Source organism: Streptococcus sp. V919 (assembly GCF_054353475.1).
In genome coordinates this window covers 491409-511695 of record NZ_JBTHHY010000001.1, presented here as the reverse complement: position 1 = coordinate 511695, position 20287 = coordinate 491409, and the positions used below count along the sequence as shown (strand labels likewise).

16 protein-coding genes are annotated in these 20287 nt (G+C 37.6%); 5 read left to right on the top strand and 11 right to left on the bottom strand.

The features are described from left to right. Positions 1 to 28 precede the first annotated feature (28 nt). The 5 genes from ACXYSK_RS02745 to ACXYSK_RS02725 all read right to left on the bottom strand — a co-directional run bounded on the left by ACXYSK_RS02745 (position 29) and on the right by ACXYSK_RS02725 (position 10311). On the bottom strand, positions 29 to 1891 hold the full coding sequence (locus ACXYSK_RS02745; RefSeq protein ID WP_458624942.1) for an LPXTG cell wall anchor domain-containing protein: 1863 nt from the start codon (positions 1889 to 1891) through the stop codon (positions 29 to 31). Positions 1892 to 2015: 124 nt separating this feature from the next. Beyond that, positions 2016 to 2513, bottom strand: coding sequence for a YkgJ family cysteine cluster protein (locus ACXYSK_RS02740; RefSeq protein ID WP_458624941.1), 498 nt, complete (start codon positions 2511 to 2513; stop codon positions 2016 to 2018). Between the two features lie 87 nt (positions 2514 to 2600). Beyond that, a complete protein-coding gene (gene addA, locus ACXYSK_RS02735; RefSeq protein ID WP_458624940.1) occupies positions 2601 to 6251 on the bottom strand; it encodes a helicase-exonuclease AddAB subunit AddA in 3651 nt (1216 codons plus the stop codon). Beyond that, a complete protein-coding gene (rexB, locus tag ACXYSK_RS02730) occupies positions 6248 to 9499 on the bottom strand; it encodes an ATP-dependent nuclease subunit B (protein ID WP_458624939.1) in 3252 nt (1083 codons plus the stop codon). The genes addA and rexB overlap by 4 nt, the downstream gene beginning before the upstream one ends. A 140-nt stretch (positions 9500 to 9639) precedes the next feature. Beyond that, complete coding sequence (locus tag ACXYSK_RS02725; RefSeq protein ID WP_458624938.1) at positions 9640 to 10311, bottom strand: lysostaphin resistance A-like protein; 672 nt, start codon at positions 10309 to 10311, stop codon at positions 9640 to 9642. Between the two features lie 178 nt (positions 10312 to 10489). Between ACXYSK_RS02725 and ACXYSK_RS02720 the strand changes: the two genes are divergently transcribed. Further along, complete coding sequence (locus ACXYSK_RS02720; protein WP_458624937.1) at positions 10490 to 11299, top strand: Cof-type HAD-IIB family hydrolase; 810 nt, start codon at positions 10490 to 10492, stop codon at positions 11297 to 11299. Positions 11300 to 11346: 47 nt separating this feature from the next. Here ACXYSK_RS02720 and ACXYSK_RS02715 read toward each other — a convergent pair whose 3' ends face one another. The 6 genes from ACXYSK_RS02715 to glmU all read right to left on the bottom strand — a co-directional run bounded on the left by ACXYSK_RS02715 (position 11347) and on the right by glmU (position 17144). Next, positions 11347 to 11607, bottom strand: a complete 261-nt coding sequence (locus tag ACXYSK_RS02715; RefSeq protein ID WP_006150712.1) for a SemiSWEET family transporter — start codon at positions 11605 to 11607, stop codon at positions 11347 to 11349. Positions 11608 to 11775: 168 nt separating this feature from the next. After that, the gene (gene pcrA, locus ACXYSK_RS02710; RefSeq protein WP_458624936.1) at positions 11776 to 14064 is read right to left on the bottom strand and encodes a DNA helicase PcrA; all 2289 of its coding nucleotides are present in this window, start codon (positions 14062 to 14064) and stop codon (positions 11776 to 11778) included. Positions 14065 to 14180: 116 nt separating this feature from the next. Then, the gene (locus ACXYSK_RS02705) at positions 14181 to 14876 is read right to left on the bottom strand and encodes a 5'-methylthioadenosine/adenosylhomocysteine nucleosidase (RefSeq protein WP_458624935.1); all 696 of its coding nucleotides are present in this window, start codon (positions 14874 to 14876) and stop codon (positions 14181 to 14183) included. A gap of 11 nt (positions 14877 to 14887) precedes the next feature. Next, the gene (gene macP, locus ACXYSK_RS02700; protein WP_458624934.1) at positions 14888 to 15199 is read right to left on the bottom strand and encodes a cell wall synthase accessory phosphoprotein MacP; all 312 of its coding nucleotides are present in this window, start codon (positions 15197 to 15199) and stop codon (positions 14888 to 14890) included. An 11-nt stretch (positions 15200 to 15210) separates the two neighbouring features. Continuing rightward, a complete protein-coding gene (locus ACXYSK_RS02695) occupies positions 15211 to 15756 on the bottom strand; it encodes an NUDIX hydrolase (protein WP_458624933.1) in 546 nt (181 codons plus the stop codon). A gap of 8 nt (positions 15757 to 15764) precedes the next feature. Further along, the gene (gene glmU / locus ACXYSK_RS02690; RefSeq protein WP_303943784.1) at positions 15765 to 17144 is read right to left on the bottom strand and encodes a bifunctional UDP-N-acetylglucosamine diphosphorylase/glucosamine-1-phosphate N-acetyltransferase GlmU; all 1380 of its coding nucleotides are present in this window, start codon (positions 17142 to 17144) and stop codon (positions 15765 to 15767) included. A gap of 160 nt (positions 17145 to 17304) precedes the next feature. Between glmU and ACXYSK_RS02685 the strand changes: the two genes are divergently transcribed. The 4 genes from ACXYSK_RS02685 (at position 17305) to ACXYSK_RS02670 (ending at position 20165) form a co-directional block, all read left to right on the top strand. Further along, complete coding sequence (locus tag ACXYSK_RS02685) at positions 17305 to 18105, top strand: glycoside hydrolase family 25 protein (protein ID WP_006151170.1); 801 nt, start codon at positions 17305 to 17307, stop codon at positions 18103 to 18105. A gap of 109 nt (positions 18106 to 18214) precedes the next feature. Then, on the top strand, positions 18215 to 19057 hold the full coding sequence (locus tag ACXYSK_RS02680; protein ID WP_458624932.1) for a DUF368 domain-containing protein: 843 nt from the start codon (positions 18215 to 18217) through the stop codon (positions 19055 to 19057). After that, on the top strand, positions 19057 to 19542 hold the full coding sequence (locus tag ACXYSK_RS02675; RefSeq protein WP_458624931.1) for an aminoacyl-tRNA deacylase: 486 nt from the start codon (positions 19057 to 19059) through the stop codon (positions 19540 to 19542). Before ACXYSK_RS02680 ends, ACXYSK_RS02675 begins: the two co-directional genes overlap by 1 nt. Further along, positions 19539 to 20165, top strand: coding sequence for a histidine phosphatase family protein (locus ACXYSK_RS02670; protein WP_373113411.1), 627 nt, complete (start codon positions 19539 to 19541; stop codon positions 20163 to 20165). The genes ACXYSK_RS02675 and ACXYSK_RS02670 overlap by 4 nt, the downstream gene beginning before the upstream one ends. The last annotated feature ends 122 nt before the right edge of the window (positions 20166 to 20287 follow it).

Below are 20287 nucleotides of genomic sequence, written 5' to 3'. Positions count from 1 at the left end.
TTAGATGGCTTTTTATAGAACTATTCACTTAATTCTTTGTTTTTTTACTTTTTTTGAAAAGTGAAATACCAAATAATCCAGCTATAATAGAAAGAAGATTCATAGTTAATGGCGAATCAGAAGTACCTGTATTTGGTAACTGAGCTTTTTCATGAGCTACTTTTTGCTCAGAAGATTGAACTTTATCTTGTTGAATAGGTTTCGGTGTTTCTTCTGATTTGCTTCCTGGATCTGGAGTTGGTTTCGGATCTGGAGTTGGTTTCGGATCTGGAGTTGGTTTCGGATCTGGAGTTGGTTTCGGATCTGGAGTTGGCTCTGAATCTGGAGTTGGTTCTGGATCTGGAGTTGGCTCTGGATCTGGGGTTGGTTTCGGATCTGGAGTTGGTTCTGGATCTGGCTCCTTCTCATACTCATAAATAACATGAGTTGTACCTTCTTTTAGCTCACCTGTTTCTGGTGCAGATGTTGAAGAAACACCAACTAGATTGTATTTTTGACCATCTACAGTGATAGAAGACGGACGCTCATCTGTGTTCTCACCAGTATTATAGGTCACAAGTTTTCCATCAGATCCATAAATAGAAGTTAATGGTGTGTCTTTATAAGTCTCCTTGATAGATTGATTTGTTCCTTTGATCACATAATCCACCACTACATCTCCATAGTGAAGCGTAGAAACATCCTGGTCAGCCATATCTTCAAATTCTGAAGCATAGTATTTAACAGCAGGATTGTATTTCAAAGTAAAAGTTTTAACATAATTAAAGAAGGTCTCAGGATTAATATTAACATCATGAGGAATAGTTTTCCAGTCACCGTTATTTGGTGTGATATGAGTAGTTGGGTTTGAAACTGACCTAACTAGATGGTCATTCTGAACATAAGTATCATCTACTAAGCTTGGATTAGCTAGGGCGCCATAAGTCATTTTCCCATTGCTATCTGGATAATATGATTGAATTCGATGATATTCTTCTAGACTTTGGCAACCTTCTTCAAATGAACCAATCCCACCTTCTTGAGAACATTTCCAAGCAAATCTCGCGTCGATTGGTAAGTACTTGATCTTCTTAGCTTCCTCCAAGGGTACGGTTACAGATACTCGAAGAGCAGTTGATCTCAATGTTTTTGAACTGACAGCATATAAATTAACAGTTCCATCACCAAAATCATAATCTTGCATATCTACAATAGATGGTTTCTTACCCGCTGCTAGTTCCTCAGCAGTTGGAACAATCGCATCCCAATCAGAATACGCATCATATTCATCATACTTAAGCTCTTTCATTGGAACATTGACATCTACAGGATTTTCATTAGCATCACGTGTTCCAATCAAAGTGAAATCAGCCTTTGCACCTGCAATTTTAGGAATACGAACACGAATGTCACGGACTGTTTGGCCACGATCACTTGAGTGCATTCCTTTGAAGGATACAGTGTAATTGTAGACTACACTTTTACCATCTTCACTAAAATGTGCTGGAAGTCCTTCAACATTGACGTAACCACCTTCATCAATGATATTGCTACCATCTGGTTCCCAACTAGCGCCTGGGACAGAGCCTGTTGAAGTCCCAGAAGGAGAGGTTGAATCTTCTTTCCCGCCAGTTGTAGCTTCGCTATTAGTTGAGATTTCTTCAGTTTTTGGTGAGGAAGCATTGGCACCCTCTTCGTCTGATTTTAGTGAGATGTCACTAGTAGGGGCTGGTTCAACCATATTGTCTACTAAAGAAGTGTTCTTAGCATCAGTTGAATTAATAATACCTGGTGTCACTGAAACATTTGCTGGTTCGCTATTAGTTTCATCAGCTTGAACCACTGACTGTGATACCAGATTTAGAACAAAAACAGACATTGTGATAATGCCAAATTTAGTGAGTTTTTTCATACACTTTTTCTCCTTATATGAAAGGGATCATGCATTAGCAAAATCCGATAGATTGATAATTTTTTCACATACATTATACCATGTAAACGCTTAATTGACAAACAATTACCTAATAAAGACTCCTTCATTCGGTTTTATCTCTTAATTTTTCAACGAAGAGATAGGCTGCTGGACAGGTTAGAGTATTTTTGATTGTGAGGTTGTTGATTTGGTAGATTTTCTTTCGGTCAGTATGTGGAAATTCTCTACAAGCCTTGGGACGAACATCGTATATAGAACATAGATTATCGCCACCTAGAAATGGACAAGGCATAGATTTAAAAACCTTATCTCCATCTTCATCAACTTGTAAGAATTCTGCTTCGAAGGCAGGAAGTTTCATCTTAAAATACTTAGCAATGCGTGTGATATCAGCTTCTTTAAAGTCGGGACCAAGAGTTTTACAACAGTTAGCACAAGCTGTACAATCAATCTCTTCAAAAACCTCTTGGTGAATCTCAAGTGCGATCTTATCCAAATTTTTAGGAGCTTTTTTCTTTAGGTTTCCTAGAAATTTTCTGTGTTCCTTTTGTTTTTGTAGCGCTAATTGATGATAATATTCAATATTGATTTCTTTTGGCATAAATTCTTTTACATCCTTTTCTGAAACTAGTATACCATAACTGAAAACAAATAAAAACTACTGCCAAAAAGCAATAGTTTTAATAGGTTAGTTAACCTCGACTACTTCTACAGTATCCTTGCCAAGTAAAATTAGGTGTTTCTCAATTCTATCTATCTGATAAGAACGAGATAGAGCCTCAGCATATAATTCTAATTGACCACGATAACGTTCAATAAGTTGACTTGAAAACTCGTATCGATCGGTCTTATAGTCAAATAGTACAATCTTATCATTATAAAGCAAATAACCATCTAAAATACCACGGACAACAAAGTCTTCCTGACTCTTACCATCTCTTTTTAACATAGAGAAGGGTTGTTCGCGATAAAGCTTGTCTTGATTTTCAACAATCTCTTGACCAAGAGCTGTATCAAAGAAAGACAAGATTTTATTAAGATTAACTTTATCTTTAACAGCAAGGCTTGCTTGCACTTGCTCTAAAGCCTCTGTCAAAATCTCTAAAGTAGGTTTCTTATCGAGATTAATTCGTTGCATGAGTTCGTGAGTTGCACTTCCAATCTCAGTACCTGTAACTTTTTCAGTTTTTGAAAAATCTGGAAGCTCAAACGGAACAGTAGTCTCTTTTGGTTTACTTTGACCAGCTACTACGACTCCTTCCATATCCATAACCGGTTCATAGAACTTTTTAATCTGGCTTGGGGTCTGAACACTTGGAAGATTGATTGCTGCACGGTGGATCTCGTTATACACTTCCACTTCTTTTAGCATTTCCAACGCATCTTTGATGGCTTCTGACTGACGGTTGTCTGCTTGGGATAGGTCTTGAAGTTGACTTTTATGTTCCAATTCTCCGATAGCTTCTTTGGTTAGGTCTTTTTCACCTTCAAAGCGCACACTAAAGTGCAAATCCTCTTTAGAAAATGCTTGATAGATGGCCCAAATCCAATCCTGGAAATTTTGAGCGTCTAGTCTAGTTTCTCGACTCAAAAGACCTTTTCCATTTGTCGGATATTCTTTAGACTCTAATTTTTCACGTGATCCCTTTCCGACTAGATAGAGTTTTTTCTCAGCACGTGTCATGGCTACATAGAGCAAACGCATGAGTTCAGAATAACTTGCTAATTGGAGTTCTTCCTCATTTTGCGTATATGTTAAGTTTGGGATAGATAACTTAATCGTAGCTGGAACATATTCCTCTTTTGCATTTGTAGCGACTCTAGCTACATAATTTAACCCAATTCCATTTGTGCGACTGAGGATAACCTCAGACATAGTATCCTTCTTGTTGAATTTTTGATCAATATTGAGGATAAAGACATAAGGAAATTCAAGCCCTTTACTCTTATGAATACTCATAAGTTCTACAGCATCCTTAGGTGGTGCTACAGCAACATTGGCAAGATCATGCTGGGCTTCCAAGACTTGGTCAATCATTCGAATAAAACGGGATAATCCCTTGTAATTACTCTTTTCAAACTGATCTGCTCTTAGAGCAAGAGCGTAGAGATTTGCCTGTCTGGCCTGTCCATTTGGCAAAGCACCGACATAGTCATAGTAAAAGCGGTCGCTATAGATTTTCCAAATGAGGTCATAAAGAGAATGTGTTTTAGAATAAAAGCGCCAACCCTGGACTGTTTCCATGAAAAATTCTAATTTTTTATGAAGTTCAGACTTAATTAAATCCTTATGAAGACTAGTTTTCACTTGAGCATTGACTAATTTCTCATAAAAGTTCTCTTGAACTTTATCCTCAGATTTTTGGAGAGCGAGACGAGCCAATTCATCCTCATCGAAGCTAAACATCGGAGATTTCATTAGAGCAACCAAAGCAAAGTCTTGAAGAGGGTTGTGGATGACACGAAGAGTATCCAACATAACCTGCACTTCTAGGGATTGCAAATAGTTTGATTGAGCACCGTCTGTCTTGACAGGAATACCAAACTCTGACAATGCTAGTAGAACCTGATCATTGCGACTTCTGCTAGCAGTTAAGAGAGCAATGTCCTTGAAAGGTACACCTTTATCATTATGAAGGTGAATTATCTCCTTAAGCACCATTCGCATTTCACCAGTCAGTTTGTTAGATGCAAGTTCCTCCTCATCATCAGAATCGCTATCATCATCCTTATCGTACAAGAGAACTTCTGCCTTGTTTTCTGGATTTGATTGAATATCAGTATTTCCAAAAACAAGCTGGTGCATACCGTCATAAGATATCTCTCCAACTTCCTCGTCCATGAGATGTTTAAAGACATCGTTCGTAGCATCAAGAACCTCTGAACCGCTCCGGAAGTTTTCCTTAAGCAGAATTAATTGACCTTCTTTGTTATCTTGAGCAAATCTATAAAATTTTTCGTTGAAAATTTGGGGATCTGCTTGTCTAAAACGATAAATAGACTGCTTAATGTCACCCACCATAAAACGATTATGACCGTTTGAGAGGAGTTCTAGCATTCTTTCCTGGATGTGGTTGGTATCCTGATATTCATCGACCATGACTTCATGGAAGCGTTCCTGATACTCTTGTCTGACCTGAGGGAAGTTTTCCAAAATCTCAATGGTATAGTGGCTAATATCAGCAAATTCGAAGGCATTTTCTTCACGTTTTCGTTGTCGATAGGCATCAACAAAATCTCTCATGAACACTTGGAATGTCCTTGCCAAGTCCCAAGAATCTTGATGATAATCTTCTTGGAATTTTAGTAAAGTGATTTGATCATTGAGTGCAATCAGCTTTTCAAATTTTGATTTTCTCTCTTGGTTGTAAGCTTCTTTCAAGTCTTGCAGTTCAGCCTTGCGACTGGCATTTGTGAGAGCACGACCTCCCTTATCCTTAGAGATACTAACAACTCGCTCTAAAACTTCTTGGTATTGTTCAAAAGTAGATTCATGAGTTAAAGAGCTGATTTCACCAAGTACTTGTTGAACAGACTCTAAATAAGCTGCTTTACCAAATTCCTTTGCATCATTATCCAAATGGTAACGAAAAAAGCTTTCTAAATCCCAGAGTTTCTCCTTTATATCGTCTACAAGGTTTTCTTTAGCAACTGTATAATCAGCCTTTTCAAAACCTTTTAGAAAAGATTCCTCTAGCCAAGCCTGAGGATTGCTAGTAGATTGCAAAAAGTCATAAATCATATAGACCTGTTTACGTAGTCCACGCGCGTCCTTGCTTCTACCTGCAAAGTTCTTAACCAGCTGACTAAACTTGACTTGTTCTTTACCTTGGTAATGACTTTCAAAAACTTGTCGAAAAACCTCATTTTTTAAGAGAAGCTGTTCACTTTCGTTCTGAAGGATACGAAAGTTTGGAGCAAGATCTAGTAGATAGCCATGCTTGGTCAGGAATTTTTGGGTAAATGAGTCCATGGTTCCAATTGCAGCATTAGGTAAATCGGCTAATTGTCTACCTAGATGTTTTTTTAGTTCCACATCTTGCGTTTCTTGGATCTGTTGGCTGATTTTCTTTTCCAAGCGTTCTTTTAACTCGGTTGCTGCCTTAACGGTAAAGGTTGAGATAAAGAGTTGGCGAATTTCTACGCCACGCGCTAGTTGGTCAAGAATCCGTTCAGCCATGACAAAAGTTTTTCCTGAACCAGCTGAAGCTGAGACAAGGATGTTTTGTCCAGAGCTATAAATAGCTTGAATTTGTTCAGCTGTTTTCTTAGGTTTCTTGTTAGACTGAGCTTCTGCTATTTGTAACTCTTTAATCTCTTCTTGAGATAAAAATTTCATCGCTCCAACTCCTCTCTGATTTTATTAAACCATGCTTCCTTGTCATTGCTCTTAGCTACCTTATCTAACAATCTAGCCTGACCTAGATGATAATTAGCTTCAAAACCTGTAATAGACTGATATTGCTGAACATATGGCGCAATGCTTCTACCGTTTTCAGTATATGGATTGATAGCAAATTGGCCAGATAAAATCTTCTCTGCTGCCTTTTTGTAGATAAGGGCATTATAGTCTAGTAATAATTGGAATTCTTCATCAGATAACTGATACGTCTTGTTTTTATTGTAAAACTCTCCAAGGTGTTGCATCTCTTTTTCGAGAAAGAGACCTTGGTATTTCATGCTCTTATTGGTTTCTGTTACTGCCTTTGAAAGAGTTTTAACAGTTTGTAATGACTGAGTTGGTTCAGACATTTCTAAGTACATAGCTCCAAAGAAGTCTTTATTTCCTTCTTTCTTAAGAGCAGCCAAGTATGTTGGCAATTGTGAGTTTAAACCGTTAAAAAAGAGAGGAAAGTTAAATTGAGTTAGAGAAGATTTGTAGTCTACAACACCAATAGCATCTGATGTTTTCAAACGGTCAATACGATCGACCTTCCCACGAACATAAATATTACGACCATTATCTAACTGTACAAAAGCTTGTTCCTTGCCACCAAAAACAGCCTCCTCTTGAATTGTTTCGACATCAGCATTGTGACGAAGAATATGTCCAGTAGCACGTGCCACATCTAAGAGAACTTCCTTAGCAAATTGAGATTCTAAACTTTCTTGATAAATAGCTTGAAAGTCTCTTTCTTGACTAGTTTCAGAGATGGCCTGTTCTAAACGTCGGTCAAAGGATTTATCAGCAGGAAGTTTCATTGCACGTTCAAAAATACGGTGCAAGAAATTCCCGTGACTTCTAGCGTCAGGTTTCAATCGCAATTCTTCCTGTAAACCCAATACATATCGGAGGTAATAGCTGTATTCATTGCGATAAAACTCCGTCAATCCAGAAGTGGATAGATAAAAATCTTGATCCTTTGGATATAAAGCTTCCAGCGTTTCACTAGCTAAAGTTTTGCTTTTTGGACTTGTTGATAAAACTGGATTTTCTAAACCTTGGTCTTCCAACTTTTTCCCCATAACACGAGCCAGAACTTTTATAAAAGTTAAGTCTTCATCACTTGAAGTTGATTCACTTTGTTGATGATAGGCAATGAGACTAGACAAAAGACTGTGATAAGAACCGATATCATCTTTCGATAGATTTTTTCTGTCGATTTTCTTTTCGATTTTGCTAAATCCTAAGTTCTGCAATTCCTTCAAATAAATTGACTCTTCACTCTCGTCTTCATTGAATAAACTTGGAGCTGACAAAACTAACTGTTTACGAGCAGAGTTAACCAGAGAAAGCATAGTATAACGATTCTTTTTAAGATTTTCCTGGCTAGAAATCATCAATTGTGAACCTTCTTGAGTTACTTGATTCAAGGTTTCTCTTTCTTCATCACTCAACAAACTGTTATTTTGAGTGATTTTTGGCAAGTTGTTCTGACTTAAACCAAGCGCAAAGATGTAATCAGCTGTCAATGGTGCAATCAAATCATAACTCTGCACCAGAACAGTATCTACTGTTGCTGGAATTGTACGGTAATTGGACAAAGACATACCCGAATGAAGAAGTGCCAAGAAATCATCTAAAGTGACCTGAGAACCTTCAAACACGGTTGCAAATTGCTCCATGACATGGCAAATAGCCTTCCAGACTTCTTCTTGTCTTTCTTGTTCAGATACCTCCAATGTTTCTGTTAAGACTTGTAACTGCTTGGTCAAATGAGCTTCCTTCAAAAAGTTAATCCATTTTGCAAGAATATTTTCAGCCTTTTGCTTACGACTAGATAATAGAGTTTCTAGTGGATTTAGAACACGAACACGAAGCTCATTTAATTTAACTAAATCAAATTTCTCACGATGGTTTTTTGTAAACTCTTGTTTAAAACTAGAAAGTCCATCGATCCCTAGATAACGGAGATATTGTTCAAAGCTATCAATTTCCTCTTGACTAAGGTCCGTATACAAGTTAGTTCGTAGGAGATTAATCAAATCTTCCTGACGGAAATTGTATCGTTTCAAACGTCCGATGGATTCTACAAATTGCGTTAAAGGATGATGAGCCATGGACTCACTCTTGCCCAGATAAAATGGAATCTGAAACTGATTAAATATTGTCTGCAAAGACAGTTTATATGACTCTACATCTCCTAGCAGGATTCGAAAATTCTTATAACTAAGTTCTGAATCTTGATGCAATTTCTGGCGAATACTACGAGCTACTAACTCCAACTCTTCTTTTTGTGTTAGACAAGACCAGATTTGCAAGTCCTTTCTATCTTCGTCATTCACGTCTAAATTAATTTCGGAATAATCATAAGCACTTTCGAGAAGCCTTGAGGCTTTAGCAAAGGCATCAAGTTTCTCATGGTCTTGACAAGCATTTTCTGCCTTGGTCTGATATTTAAAGGCTAAATGATGTAAAAACTCAACACTGGCTTGATAGAGATTCCCTTCACTAAAAGGACTAGTGTATGCTTTCTTAGTTGCATAAACCCCAATAACAATTTCAACACCCTTACGATGAAACAAATCCACTAGGTGTTCTTCTTCTGAAGAGAAGCGAGTAAAACCATCAATAACTAAGACAATCTGGCTAAAATCACTACTTACTTTGTTTTCTTCGATAGCATTGATCAGATATGATAATTGACTCCCTTGCGAAACTTGACCTTGATTGAGATAAGCTGTTACCTTTTCAAAAATCAAGATTAAATCAGAACGTTTATCAGCGTCAGATAGACTTTCTAAATCCAAAAAACTCATCTTCGCAGTGGTCATTTCATGATAAATCTCAATCAGTTGTTGGATGAATTGCGGATCTTGCTTAATAGCCCCGTAAACACGCAAATCCTTAGCGTCTATCTCAGACAAACATTTATAAAAAGCCATACCCAGACCAATATCATCGAGACTTGACTTTGCGGGTATATCGTTTAAAACCAAATAACGAGCCATTTGAGCGAAGCGCGTGACTGTAATCGCAAAAGAAGACTGCTGACTCAAGCACTCCAGTACGGCACGTTCCTTTTCAAAAGAAAGAGAGTTAGGGGCAATATAAAAGACTCGTTTGCCTTGGTCAACTAGTCCTTGAGCCTCCTTGGTTAGGATTTCTGTCAAAGAAGTCCGAGTATCGGTATAAAGTAGTTTCATCTCTGCCTCATTTGCTTTTTTTCATTACCTTTTATTATACCATTTTTAAGCTGAAACAGTTTGGTGCAAAGGACAAATTTCAACCTATGAAAGATATAAAAACAGAATAAAAAATCGGAATAACTCCGACTTTTTATTATTTACCTACCAGAAAACAAGAGTACCCATAATTCCCAAAATGCTGTAATGTTAATCATGATATGAAGCAAAATAGGATAATAGAAAGAGTGAGTTTTTCGGTAGAGGAATGCTAAAATCGCTCCTCCGCTTGCATAGGTGAAAAAGGCAAGTGGTGTTATACCATCAGAAACATGCACATAGCCAAAGACACAGGCTGATAGTAAAACATCTCCATACCAAGGTGAATCTTTCAAAAATGTATTCATGAGAACTCCTCGATAAACCAATTCTTCTGTAATTGGTCCTATTAGACAAACAATAAGTAAAAGATAAGGTAACTCTTGTCGCCCTGTCATCTCAATCAATTCATTTAAAGCGATTTGATTGGACGTTGCTGGGGTTAAAAAAGAAAACACAATATCTGAAAGATAACTGACTCCATAAGCAAGAAGCAAATAAACTAGATATCTCCATTTCCACTTCAACTCAAGAATTCTTCTACCTTCGAATACTAGTAAATAAAGAATAGCTAGAAAAGTAACGATGAGCTCTAAAAAAGCAAGAATTTGAAAAAATTCTCTACTAGCAGGCACAAGCCTATCTGCAAAGTGATTAAACGCCCACCAAAACCATGTCTTCCTATAAATGATTACTAACAAGGCTAGTAAAATCTGTACTACTCTTTTTTTCATGATAAATCCTCTGCTTTTTTATCCATTATCAGTATAATATTAAATGTATCGCAAACTTAGTATATCATTTTTTATATCTTTACTAAAATCCTAATAGAAATTGCAATTCTCCTTACTTTAGTCTTATTTGCCTCAAAATATGCTATAATATAAGCAAAACACGAGAAAAGGAAATGCTATGATTAAACTACTTGCTCTGGATATGGATGGTACTCTGCTCAACGAAGCCAAAGAAATCCCTCAAGCTCATATTGATGCTATTCATAAAGCTATCGGCAAAGGCGTCAAACTGGTTCTCTGTACTGGTCGTCCTCTCTTTGGTGTTCTTCCCTACTATAAAAAACTAGGTCTTGATTTGCAGAATGAATACGTTATTGTCAACAATGGTTGTTCTACCCACCAAACTAGTGACTGGAGCCTTGTTGACTGGCGAGAACTTAGTAAATCTGACATCGAATACCTGAATGAACTTGCTGAAAAGAGTGAGGTCCAGTTGACTCTCTTTGACGAGGAACACTACTTCGTTCTCGGAGGCAAACCAAATCCTATTGTTCAATATGATGCTACACTTGTCTTTGCTGACCTGACCGAAATCTCACTTGAGGAAGCCGCTAGTGGTAAGTACCGTATGTTCCAAGGCATGTTCTTAGGTACAAAAGAACAAACAGATGATTTTGAACAACGATTTGCGGATGAACTTTGTCAGAGATTTAGCGGTGTTCGTTCTCAACCTGTTATCTATGAAGCAATGCCACTCGGTACGACAAAGGCTTCTGCTCTTTCTCGCTTGGCTGAGATTTTGGATATCCAACCTTCTGAAATCATGGCAATGGGTGATGCCAATAACGACATTGAGATGTTGGAGTTTGCAGGGTTAGGGATTGCTATGGGAAATGCCAGCGACTACGTCAAATCTCTCGCGGATGCCGTAACAACTAGCAACGAAGAAGAGGGCGTTGCACGCGCTATTGAAAAATATATTTTGTAAACAAATAAAAGCAACCAGCAGAACGTTCTGCTAGTTGCTTTTTATTTTTAAAATAAAGCTGTCAAAGCTGTGATAATCCCAAAAACAATACCTGGTGCATTAGCTGCTGCCAAAGGAATATCACGTTCTTTTTTAAAGAGTCCGTAGTAAACCCAAAGACTGCAGTTAATTGCAGCTACTGCTGGCTGGATAAAGTTTCCCTTTTGACCTGCAAGGTTGTTCATAATTTGTGGAATATATGAGATATACATCATAACAGACATAAAGGTTGCAATCCAACCCAACGTTTTCATTTGCTTTTCAGTCATTTTCTTCTCCTTTCGACATAGAACCACTGTATTATACACTATTTTTCAGATTCATGTAAGCAAAAGTTTCCATTGTTATGAAAACGTAAATTATCACAATCATGTGATAAGATAATCATCAAAAATCCCTCTGAATATTACAGAGGGATTTTTATTCGTTAAGAAAACTTACTTTTTCTCAATCGGTGCTACACTGGCTAAGAGTTTTTTGAGACCAACCTCTGGAAAATTGATTTTCAATTCCTGTGTTGATCCACTGCCTGAAACTTCCAGAACAGTTCCTTCGCCCCATTTTTTATGAAGGGCAATATCCCCAACAGACCAGTTTGTATCACTAGAATCTTGCTTATTCCCAGCCGCAAATTGTCGAAATGGTAAACCACTTGATTGGATCGATGTAGGAGCAGCATTCCGCTTTCGTTCTTGAAGCGCCTGAGCGAGACTCATTCCCTTACCAAATGCTGTTCCTCCACTACTGTAAGACGCTTTAAAACTTGTATTAGCAGGACGAGCCAATCCTTGATAGGTCAACAAATCTGAACTAATCTCATTGATAAAGCGTGTGGGACGATTGTAACTAGTACGTCCGAATAGCAAGCGAGAGCTTGCATTGGTCAGATAAAGAATTTTCTCGGCGCGCGTGATTCCTACATAAGCCAAACGTCGTTCTTCTTCTAATTCATCTGGATCTTCAGCAGCACGACTAAGAGGAAAGACATTTTCCTCCATACCAATGATAAAGACAACAGGAAACTCAAGCCCTTTGGCCGCGTGAAGAGTCATCAAGGTTACTTCAGATGTCTCTTGGCTACCAGAGTCCGTATCTGCTATCAAAGCCAAGTCGTTCAGGAATCGACTAAGTTTATCTAGTCCTGTTTCCTCTTCGTCACTTTCAGGATCATCATCGAAGTTTTTCGTAACAGAGAGGAACTCCTCGATATTTTCAACCCGAGCCTTACTTTCCAAGGTTGCTTGGGCCTTAAGTAAATCAACATAACCTGTTCTTTCTATTACTGCTTCTACCAACTCAGTGATTGTCAATCGGTCCAGTTGTTCACGCAAATCAAGAATCATATTAGCGAAGTCCCAAATAGATTGAGCAGCTTTCCCCTTGATACCAGACAACATGATATTTGCAGAGGCATCTAACATAGACATTTCTTGCATGTTCGCAAAGTCACGAATCTTCTCAACAGTTCCTGGGCCAATACCACGTTTTGGTTCGTTGATAATGCGTTCAAAACTGATATTGTCACTCAAATTAGCAATAAGGTTAAGATAAGCAATAATATCACGAATTTCCTTGCGACTGTAGAATTTTGTTCCACCAACCATTGTGTACGGAATATTTGACTTAAGCAGAGCTTCCTCTATGGTACGTGACTGGGCATTAGTACGATAAAGAACTGCAAAGTCTTTATGTAGGAAGTTGTGGCTACGTCCAAGTTCATCAATCGTTTTAGCTACAAAGACAGCCTCGTCCTGTTCATCATTAGCACGATAGTAAATGATTTGTTCCCCATCTGCATTTTGGGTCCAAAGGATCTTAGGACGACGGTTTTTATTATTTTTGATAACATCGTTGGCAGCTTGTAGGATGGTTTTAGTGGAACGATAATTTTCCTCTAACAAAACGACCTTTGCATCTGGATAATCCTTCTCAAAATCGAGGATATTCTGCATATCTGCACCACGCCAACCATAGATAGACTGGTCTGCATCCCCAACTACACAGATATTTTTGAAGCGAGAAGCTAAAAGTTTAACGAGTTGATATTGAGCGTGGTTGGTATCTTGGTACTCATCAACATGGATATATTGAAACTTTTGCTGATAGTAAGTCAAGACATCAGGATTCTGATCAAAGAGACGCAAAGTCAACATAATTAAATCATCAAAGTCAACAGATTCTGATTGACGAAGTTCTTTCTGATAGGCCGTATAACACTTAGCTACAATATCTGTATACAAATCACCAGCTTGGGCAGAGTATGCCTCATCATCAATCAGGTCATTCTTAGCATTAGAAATAGTTCCTAAAATAGAACGTTCATTCCATTTTTTAGGATCTAAGTTTAATTGTTTTAAAATACGCTTCATCAGTGTTCGTTGCTCACCAGGATCAATGATGGTAAAGTTACGATTGTAACCAATATGATCCGCATCACGACGTAAGATACGAACACACATAGAGTGAAAAGTCGCTATCAAACAATCCTGGGTAGCTGGATTCAAACCATAGGCACGCTCCTTCATTTCACGAGCGGCCTTATTGGTAAAGGTAATAGCTAGGATATTCCATGGATGGACCATCTTTTCATCAATCAAGTAAGCAATACGATGGGTCAAAACTCGTGTTTTCCCAGAACCAGCCCCTGCCATGATTAGCAGTGGACCTTCTGTAGTCTGTACCGCTTCCGCTTGGCGGTCATTCATACCGTTTAATAAAGGGTTCATTTTCTCTTCCTATTCTTCAAATCAATGTTTCTATTATATCAAAAAAGACGAAAAATAACTCGGACTTGGACGAGCTTATTTTACAAAAAAGAACACCAAGCAGTGTTCTTTGTATTTTAATCATGAATTGATTCTAAGAGTGTCAAGAGTGCTTGTGCTGAGCGACGTCCAGCTTCTACGATAAATTCATCAAAAGAAATAGAAGCTTCATGATTTGCATTATCACTCATAGCACGAACAACCAAGAATGGTAGTTCCAAGGCATTTGCTGCCTGAGCAATAGCTGCACCTTCCATCTCAACCGCAAGAACCTGAGGAAAGTGTTCTTTAATGGCCTTGATCTTATCATCACCAGCTACAAAACTGTCTCCAGTCGCAATCAAACCTAAATGCCAATTTTGATCAAGTTTAGATAAGCTCTCTTGAATCAAAGTAACAAACTTTTTGTCTGATTCAAAGTAAAGTGGTTGTTGTGCCATTTGACCGTATTCATAACCAAAAGCAGTCACATCAACATCGTGGTAAGCTAGTTTTTCAGCAATCACGACATCTCCTACTGAGATACCTTCAGCAAGGGCACCAGCCGAACCTGTATTGATGACAGCATCCACTCTAAAGTGATCAGCTAAGATTGCAACACTCATGGCAGCCATGACTTTACCAATTCCACTTTCGACTAAAACAAGTTCCACAGAACCAATATTGCCTGTATGGTAAGTATTGTCCAGAACCTTTTCTTGACCAGCGTTCTCCAAGTGTTGAATCAGGTAGGCTAATTCTTCTGGCATAGCTGCTATAATTCCGATTTTCATGACATCCCCCATTAAATAAATCTCATTGCTAAAACTAGCAGAATCAAGAGAAGGATAACAGCAAATAGAATCTTATTCAATTTAGAGTTAAAGACATTTCTCTTGGTATTTTCGATTCGACGACTCTTATGGATTTGAGGTTCAACCTCAATCGTTAAAGTATCCTGACTAAATCCATGGTTACTTGAACGTGAATATCCATCATATTGAGATGAAGTTGACAATATCTTCGTTTCTTGATCATCTACTAAAGTGGGACCAGAGATGTCTTCACCACGATTAGCGCGTTCAATTATTTCGTCTGTTAATAAAGGTTTTCCCATGGGTTCCTCCTCTATTTTTCTTGTAATTCCCAGTACTGGATGGCCATGATAGTTTTGGCATCACAAATATCACCAGACTGGATGAGTTGTTTTGCTTGTTCAAGGCTAACTTCTAGTAATTCTAAAGTTTCATCTTCATCTTGTGGACGTGGATTTTCGACTTTGGATAGGTTGCTTGCCAAGTACAGTTTCAATCTTTCATTACAAAATCCAATAGCTGAATAGAAATCATATAAAAGAGTCAAATCCCCTGTGTAGGCTGCTTCTTCTTCTAATTCACGAAGAGCTGCTGCTTCTGGATCTGCACTTTCTCCAACTTCTAATTTTCCAGCAGGAATTTCGTAAGAAACTTTTTCAATCGCCTTGCGATATTGCTTGACTAAGACAATTTTGTTTTCTTGAGTAACTGCAAGAACACATACTGCACCGTTATGGAAAATCAAATCGCGTTGAGCCGTCCCTTTTCCTGAAGGAAGTTCAACCTGGTCTTGAACCAATTGGAAAATAGGACCTTTATAGATTTCTTTTCGACTAATCGTCTTCTCTTCAAATTCCATGGTTACTCCTATTTGTTTTTAGGATGGTGAGGGAGACGAGTTGCATATTCGTCCTTATTAACTTGACGACCTCGCCCAATGGCAATTGCATCAGCAGGCACATCTTTAGTAATTGTTGAACCTGCGCCAACAAGAGAGTTATCTCCTAGTTCTACCGGAGCAATAATTGTTGAATTAGAACCTACAAAAACATTGTTACCAATAGTTGTTTTAAACTTGTGTTGACCATCGTAATTTACAGTGATGGTTCCTGCACCAAAGTTGACGTCACTTCCAACTTCACAATTTCCAATGTAAGTCAAATGACCCGCTTTAGTATTTTCACCAATTGAAGAACCTTTTACTTCGACAAAGTTTCCGATATGAACATCTTTTGCCAAGCTAGAACCTGGACGAATATGAGCGTAAGGGCCAACTGTAGCACCATCTGCAACACTACTTTCCTCAATCATCGAATTAGTAATCACTGCCCCTGATCCAATAGTACTATCAACAATATATGTTCCATTTGTCAAAACAGTCTCTGAACCAATCTTACTAGAACCTTTGAGGGTTACATTTGCTTCAATTTGAACATCTGGAGCTATCTCAACATCAACATCAATATAAGTCGCATCTGGATTTACAAAACTAACACCATTGACCATGTGAGCTTGGTTAATACGATGACGCATAACAGCTTCTGCTGTAGCTAGTGCCACACGGTCATTTACACCGAGACTTTCATCAAAGTCTTTCAGAGTATAAGCTCCAACTTTCTCACCGGCTTCACGGAAAATACCAATTACATCAGTAATATAGTATTCACCTTGAGCGTTATTCGTATTGATATTCTTAAGAGCCTCAAACAGACGAGCATTATCAAAAACATAAGTTCCTGTATTAATTTCTTTGATTTGTTTTTCAAAGTCAGTCGCGTCTTTTTGTTCAACAATACGGAGCACTTCGGCGTTGTCATTACGAACAATACGTCCATAACCAAATGGGTCGTCAGCTTCTGCAGTTAAGATTGTAGCTACATTCTTGTGGTTTACATGAAAATCAATCAAGTTCTTTAGACTTTCACCAGTGATTAAAGGTGTATCTCCAGCGATAACCAATGTTTGTCCAGAAAGACCCTCAAGAATTGGCTCAGCCATCATAACTGCATGACCAGTTCCCAATTGCTCAGACTGTCTCACAAAATCAGTTTGTCCGGCTAAAACTTGTTCGACCAACTCTGCTTTATGACCAACAACTGTAACAGTTTTTTCAGGGTCAATTGCACCTACACTACGAAAAACATGCTCAAGCATTGAAATTCCTGCAACCTTGTGCATAACCTTCGGTAAATCTGATTTCATACGGGTACCCTTACCCGCTGCTAAAATAATTGCATAATTTGCCATATTTTTCTCTTTTCTATAGAAAATCTTTATTATTATTATACCACAATTTAGTTCACGATACACAAATTTGATGAACTCAATACCACTCAAAAGACTGTCATTACTCAATTTTGAGTAAATATTTTGATTTTTTTCATTATTTACGATAAACTATAGAGGTATGAGAAAAAAAATTCGTCCAGCTTTTATAGTTATTATATTTGCTGCTTTTATAGGACTCTTGATTCTCAATCGTCCACGATTCGAAGAACACCCTGTAAAAACTAAACAAAATCCAGTACAAATAGAAACACAAGCTCTACATAACTTGGATAAGCCTATCATCGATATCTCTGGCTGGCAAAGACCTTCAGAAATCAACTATGATATTTTATCTCAAAACATCTCTGGTGCGATTGTTCGAGTTCACGGAGGAAACCAGATCACTACTGAGAACGATGCATCTTATACAAATGGAATAGATAAAGCTTATAAAAGTCATATTTCAGAGTTTCAAAAACGAAATATCCCAGTTGCTGTATATGCATACGTTTCTGGAAAAAGTGTAGAGGAAATGGAAAAAGCAGCTGAATCATTTTATAATTCAGCCTCGCCTTATAACCCTAGTTACTATTGGTTAGATGTCGAAGAAAAAACCATGTCTGATATGAACAAAGGGGTTGAAGCTTTCCGTGCTAAACTAGAATCACTTGGTGCTAAAAACATCGGTATCTATATTGGTGTTTACTTCATGCAAGAACATAGCATCAGTACAGATAAATTTTCTGCTATTTGGATTCCTTCTTATGGACTTGACTCGGGTTACTTTGAAAGTTCACCAAATACAGAACTTGACTTTGACCTTCACCAATATACCTCAAAAGGAAAAATAGTAGGATTTGAACATCATTTAGACTTAAACATCATTTCCTTATCAAAAGATAAGGAAGAGACATTTAGAAAGTTATTCTTAAAACCTTAAAATGTAATTAGCAAGTTAGACATTACTTCTGCTTGCTTTTTTTATTTCTCTTACTTTGTGTTATAATACTAGAAGAGTTTTTAATGAAAATAATGTACGGAGAGAGTTTATGTTATCTTGGATTTCAAAAATTATTAAGGGTATTGTTATTGCGTTAGGCTTTATTTTACCAGGAATTTCTGGTGGTGTTCTAGCAGCAATCTTGGGTATTTACGAGAGAATGATTCGATTCTTAGCTCACCCATTTAAAAATTTTAAAGAAGATGTTCTTTATTTTTTACCAGTTGCAATTGGGATGTTACTAGGTATTGGACTATTTTCATATCCTATTGAATATCTCCTTGAACACTACCAGGTTTATGTATTATGGAGCTTTGCGGGTGCCATTATTGGAACTGTCCCAAGCCTTGTAAGGGAAGCTACTAAGGACTCCGAAAGAGATAAGATAGATATGATTTGGTTTTGGGCAACCTTCATCATTTCAGGGATTGGACTTTATGCTTTAAACTTTGTAGTAGGTTCACTAAATGCAAGTTTTACAAGCTTTATCTTAGCTGGTGCCCTTCTTGCTTTAGGAGTTTTAGTCCCAGGATTAAGTCCTTCAAACCTTCTCTTAATTTTAGGACTATATAGTCCAATGTTGACTGGTTTCAAGACTTTTGATTTAATCGGAACTTTTCTCCCAATTGCAATTGGAGCTGGAGCAACTCTGATTATTTTCTCAAAGTTAATGGATTATGCTCTTCGTGTCTACCACTCTCGTGTCTATCACTTTATCATTGGGATCGTCCTTTCAAGCACTCTCTTGATTTTGATTCCAAACGTTGGTAATGCTGAAAGCATCAGCTATAGTGGCTTATCTCTTGTTTCCTATGTCATTATTGCCTTCTTCTTCGCCCTTGGCATTTGGTTAGGGATTTGGATGAGTCAATTGGAGGATAAGTACAAATAATGGCAAAAAAAACTAAAGTAAAAAAGACCTTAGTCGAGCAAATATTAGCTAAGGCAGGTGTTGAACACCAAGGGATTCAAATCAATGCTTTAGAGGGAGAGCTTCCTTCTGATTATGAGAGAAGTCACATTTTTAAAACACTAGCTCTTTTAGGGGACAAGACTGGTCCAGTTATTGGGATTGTTCCTATTACTGAACATCTTTCTGAAAAGAAATTAGCAAAGATTTCTGGTAATAAAAAAGTGAGTATGATTCCGCAAAAGGATTTAGAAAAAACAACTGGGTATATCCATGGTGCAAATAACCCTGTCGGTATCCGTCAAAAACACAACTACCCTATTTATATTGATGAAAGGGCATTGGAATTGGAAAAAATGATTGTTTCTGCTGGAGAAGTCGGACACAGCATCATCATTACGCCACAAGATTTGGCAAACTTTGTTAAAGCGAACTTTGTAGATATTTTGGAGGAAAACAAGTTATGAAACTTTACTTTGTTCGTCATGGTCGAACAGTCTGGAATCTAGAAGGTCGCTTTCAAGGTGCAGGCGGAGATTCCCCACTTCTTCCTGAATCCATTGAGACTTTAAAGGAACTAGGCCAATATCTTAAAGATATTTCATTCGACAAGATTTATTCAAGTGATTTACCGAGAGCTGTAAAATCTGCTGAAATTATCCAAAGTCAGCTAACAAACCCGTGCCCGTTAGAAAGTGTACCTGAACTAAGAGAATGGCACCTTGGAAAACTAGAAGGGTTAAAAATTGCTACTTTAAACGCAATCTACCCTCAGCAAATTCAAGCCTTTAAAACGAACTTAGCTAAGTTTGATACAAGTATGTTTGAAGCTGAATCACTCTACAGCACAACTCAACGCACCATTCAATTTATTAAATCTTTGAAAAACACGAAGACAGAACAACTATTACTGGTTGGCCACGGAGCAAATCTTACTGCAAGTCTTCGAACACTTTTAGGATTTAATGAAGCGCATCTTCGTAAAAATGGTGGTTTGGCCAATGCAAGTCTAACAATTATAGAGACCGACGACTTCGAAAAATTTACTCTTAAGACTTGGAACGATACTTCTTATCAAAAAAATAATTGAACTTGATCTATTACGTCAAGTTCTTTTTAGTTTTTATAGAATATCCGTGAATTTCTTGACTTTTTATGATAAAATGGGAGTATCGTGAAAAATTGATTTATTATTTCAAAATTTGATTAAAA

Coding starts and splice junctions, on each gene's coding strand:
- ACXYSK_RS02745 (WP_458624942.1), bottom strand. CDS start 1,891: ATGAAAAAACTCACTAAATTTGGCATTATCACAATGTCTGTTTTTGTT.
- ACXYSK_RS02740 (WP_458624941.1), bottom strand. CDS start 2,513: ATGCCAAAAGAAATCAATATTGAATATTATCATCAATTAGCGCTACAA.
- addA (WP_458624940.1), bottom strand. CDS start 6,251: ATGAAATTTTTATCTCAAGAAGAGATTAAAGAGTTACAAATAGCAGAA.
- rexB (WP_458624939.1), bottom strand. CDS start 9,499: ATGAAACTACTTTATACCGATACTCGGACTTCTTTGACAGAAATCCTA.
- ACXYSK_RS02725 (WP_458624938.1), bottom strand. CDS start 10,311: ATGAAAAAAAGAGTAGTACAGATTTTACTAGCCTTGTTAGTAATCATT.
- ACXYSK_RS02720 (WP_458624937.1), top strand. CDS start 10,490: ATGATTAAACTACTTGCTCTGGATATGGATGGTACTCTGCTCAACGAA.
- ACXYSK_RS02715 (WP_006150712.1), bottom strand. CDS start 11,607: ATGACTGAAAAGCAAATGAAAACGTTGGGTTGGATTGCAACCTTTATG.
- pcrA (WP_458624936.1), bottom strand. CDS start 14,064: ATGAACCCTTTATTAAACGGTATGAATGACCGCCAAGCGGAAGCGGTA.
- ACXYSK_RS02705 (WP_458624935.1), bottom strand. CDS start 14,876: ATGAAAATCGGAATTATAGCAGCTATGCCAGAAGAATTAGCCTACCTG.
- macP (WP_458624934.1), bottom strand. CDS start 15,199: ATGGGAAAACCTTTATTAACAGACGAAATAATTGAACGCGCTAATCGT.
- ACXYSK_RS02695 (WP_458624933.1), bottom strand. CDS start 15,756: ATGGAATTTGAAGAGAAGACGATTAGTCGAAAAGAAATCTATAAAGGT.
- glmU (WP_303943784.1), bottom strand. CDS start 17,144: ATGGCAAATTATGCAATTATTTTAGCAGCGGGTAAGGGTACCCGTATG.
- ACXYSK_RS02685 (WP_006151170.1), top strand. CDS start 17,305: ATGAGAAAAAAAATTCGTCCAGCTTTTATAGTTATTATATTTGCTGCT.
- ACXYSK_RS02680 (WP_458624932.1), top strand. CDS start 18,215: ATGTTATCTTGGATTTCAAAAATTATTAAGGGTATTGTTATTGCGTTA.
- ACXYSK_RS02675 (WP_458624931.1), top strand. CDS start 19,057: ATGGCAAAAAAAACTAAAGTAAAAAAGACCTTAGTCGAGCAAATATTA.
- ACXYSK_RS02670 (WP_373113411.1), top strand. CDS start 19,539: ATGAAACTTTACTTTGTTCGTCATGGTCGAACAGTCTGGAATCTAGAA.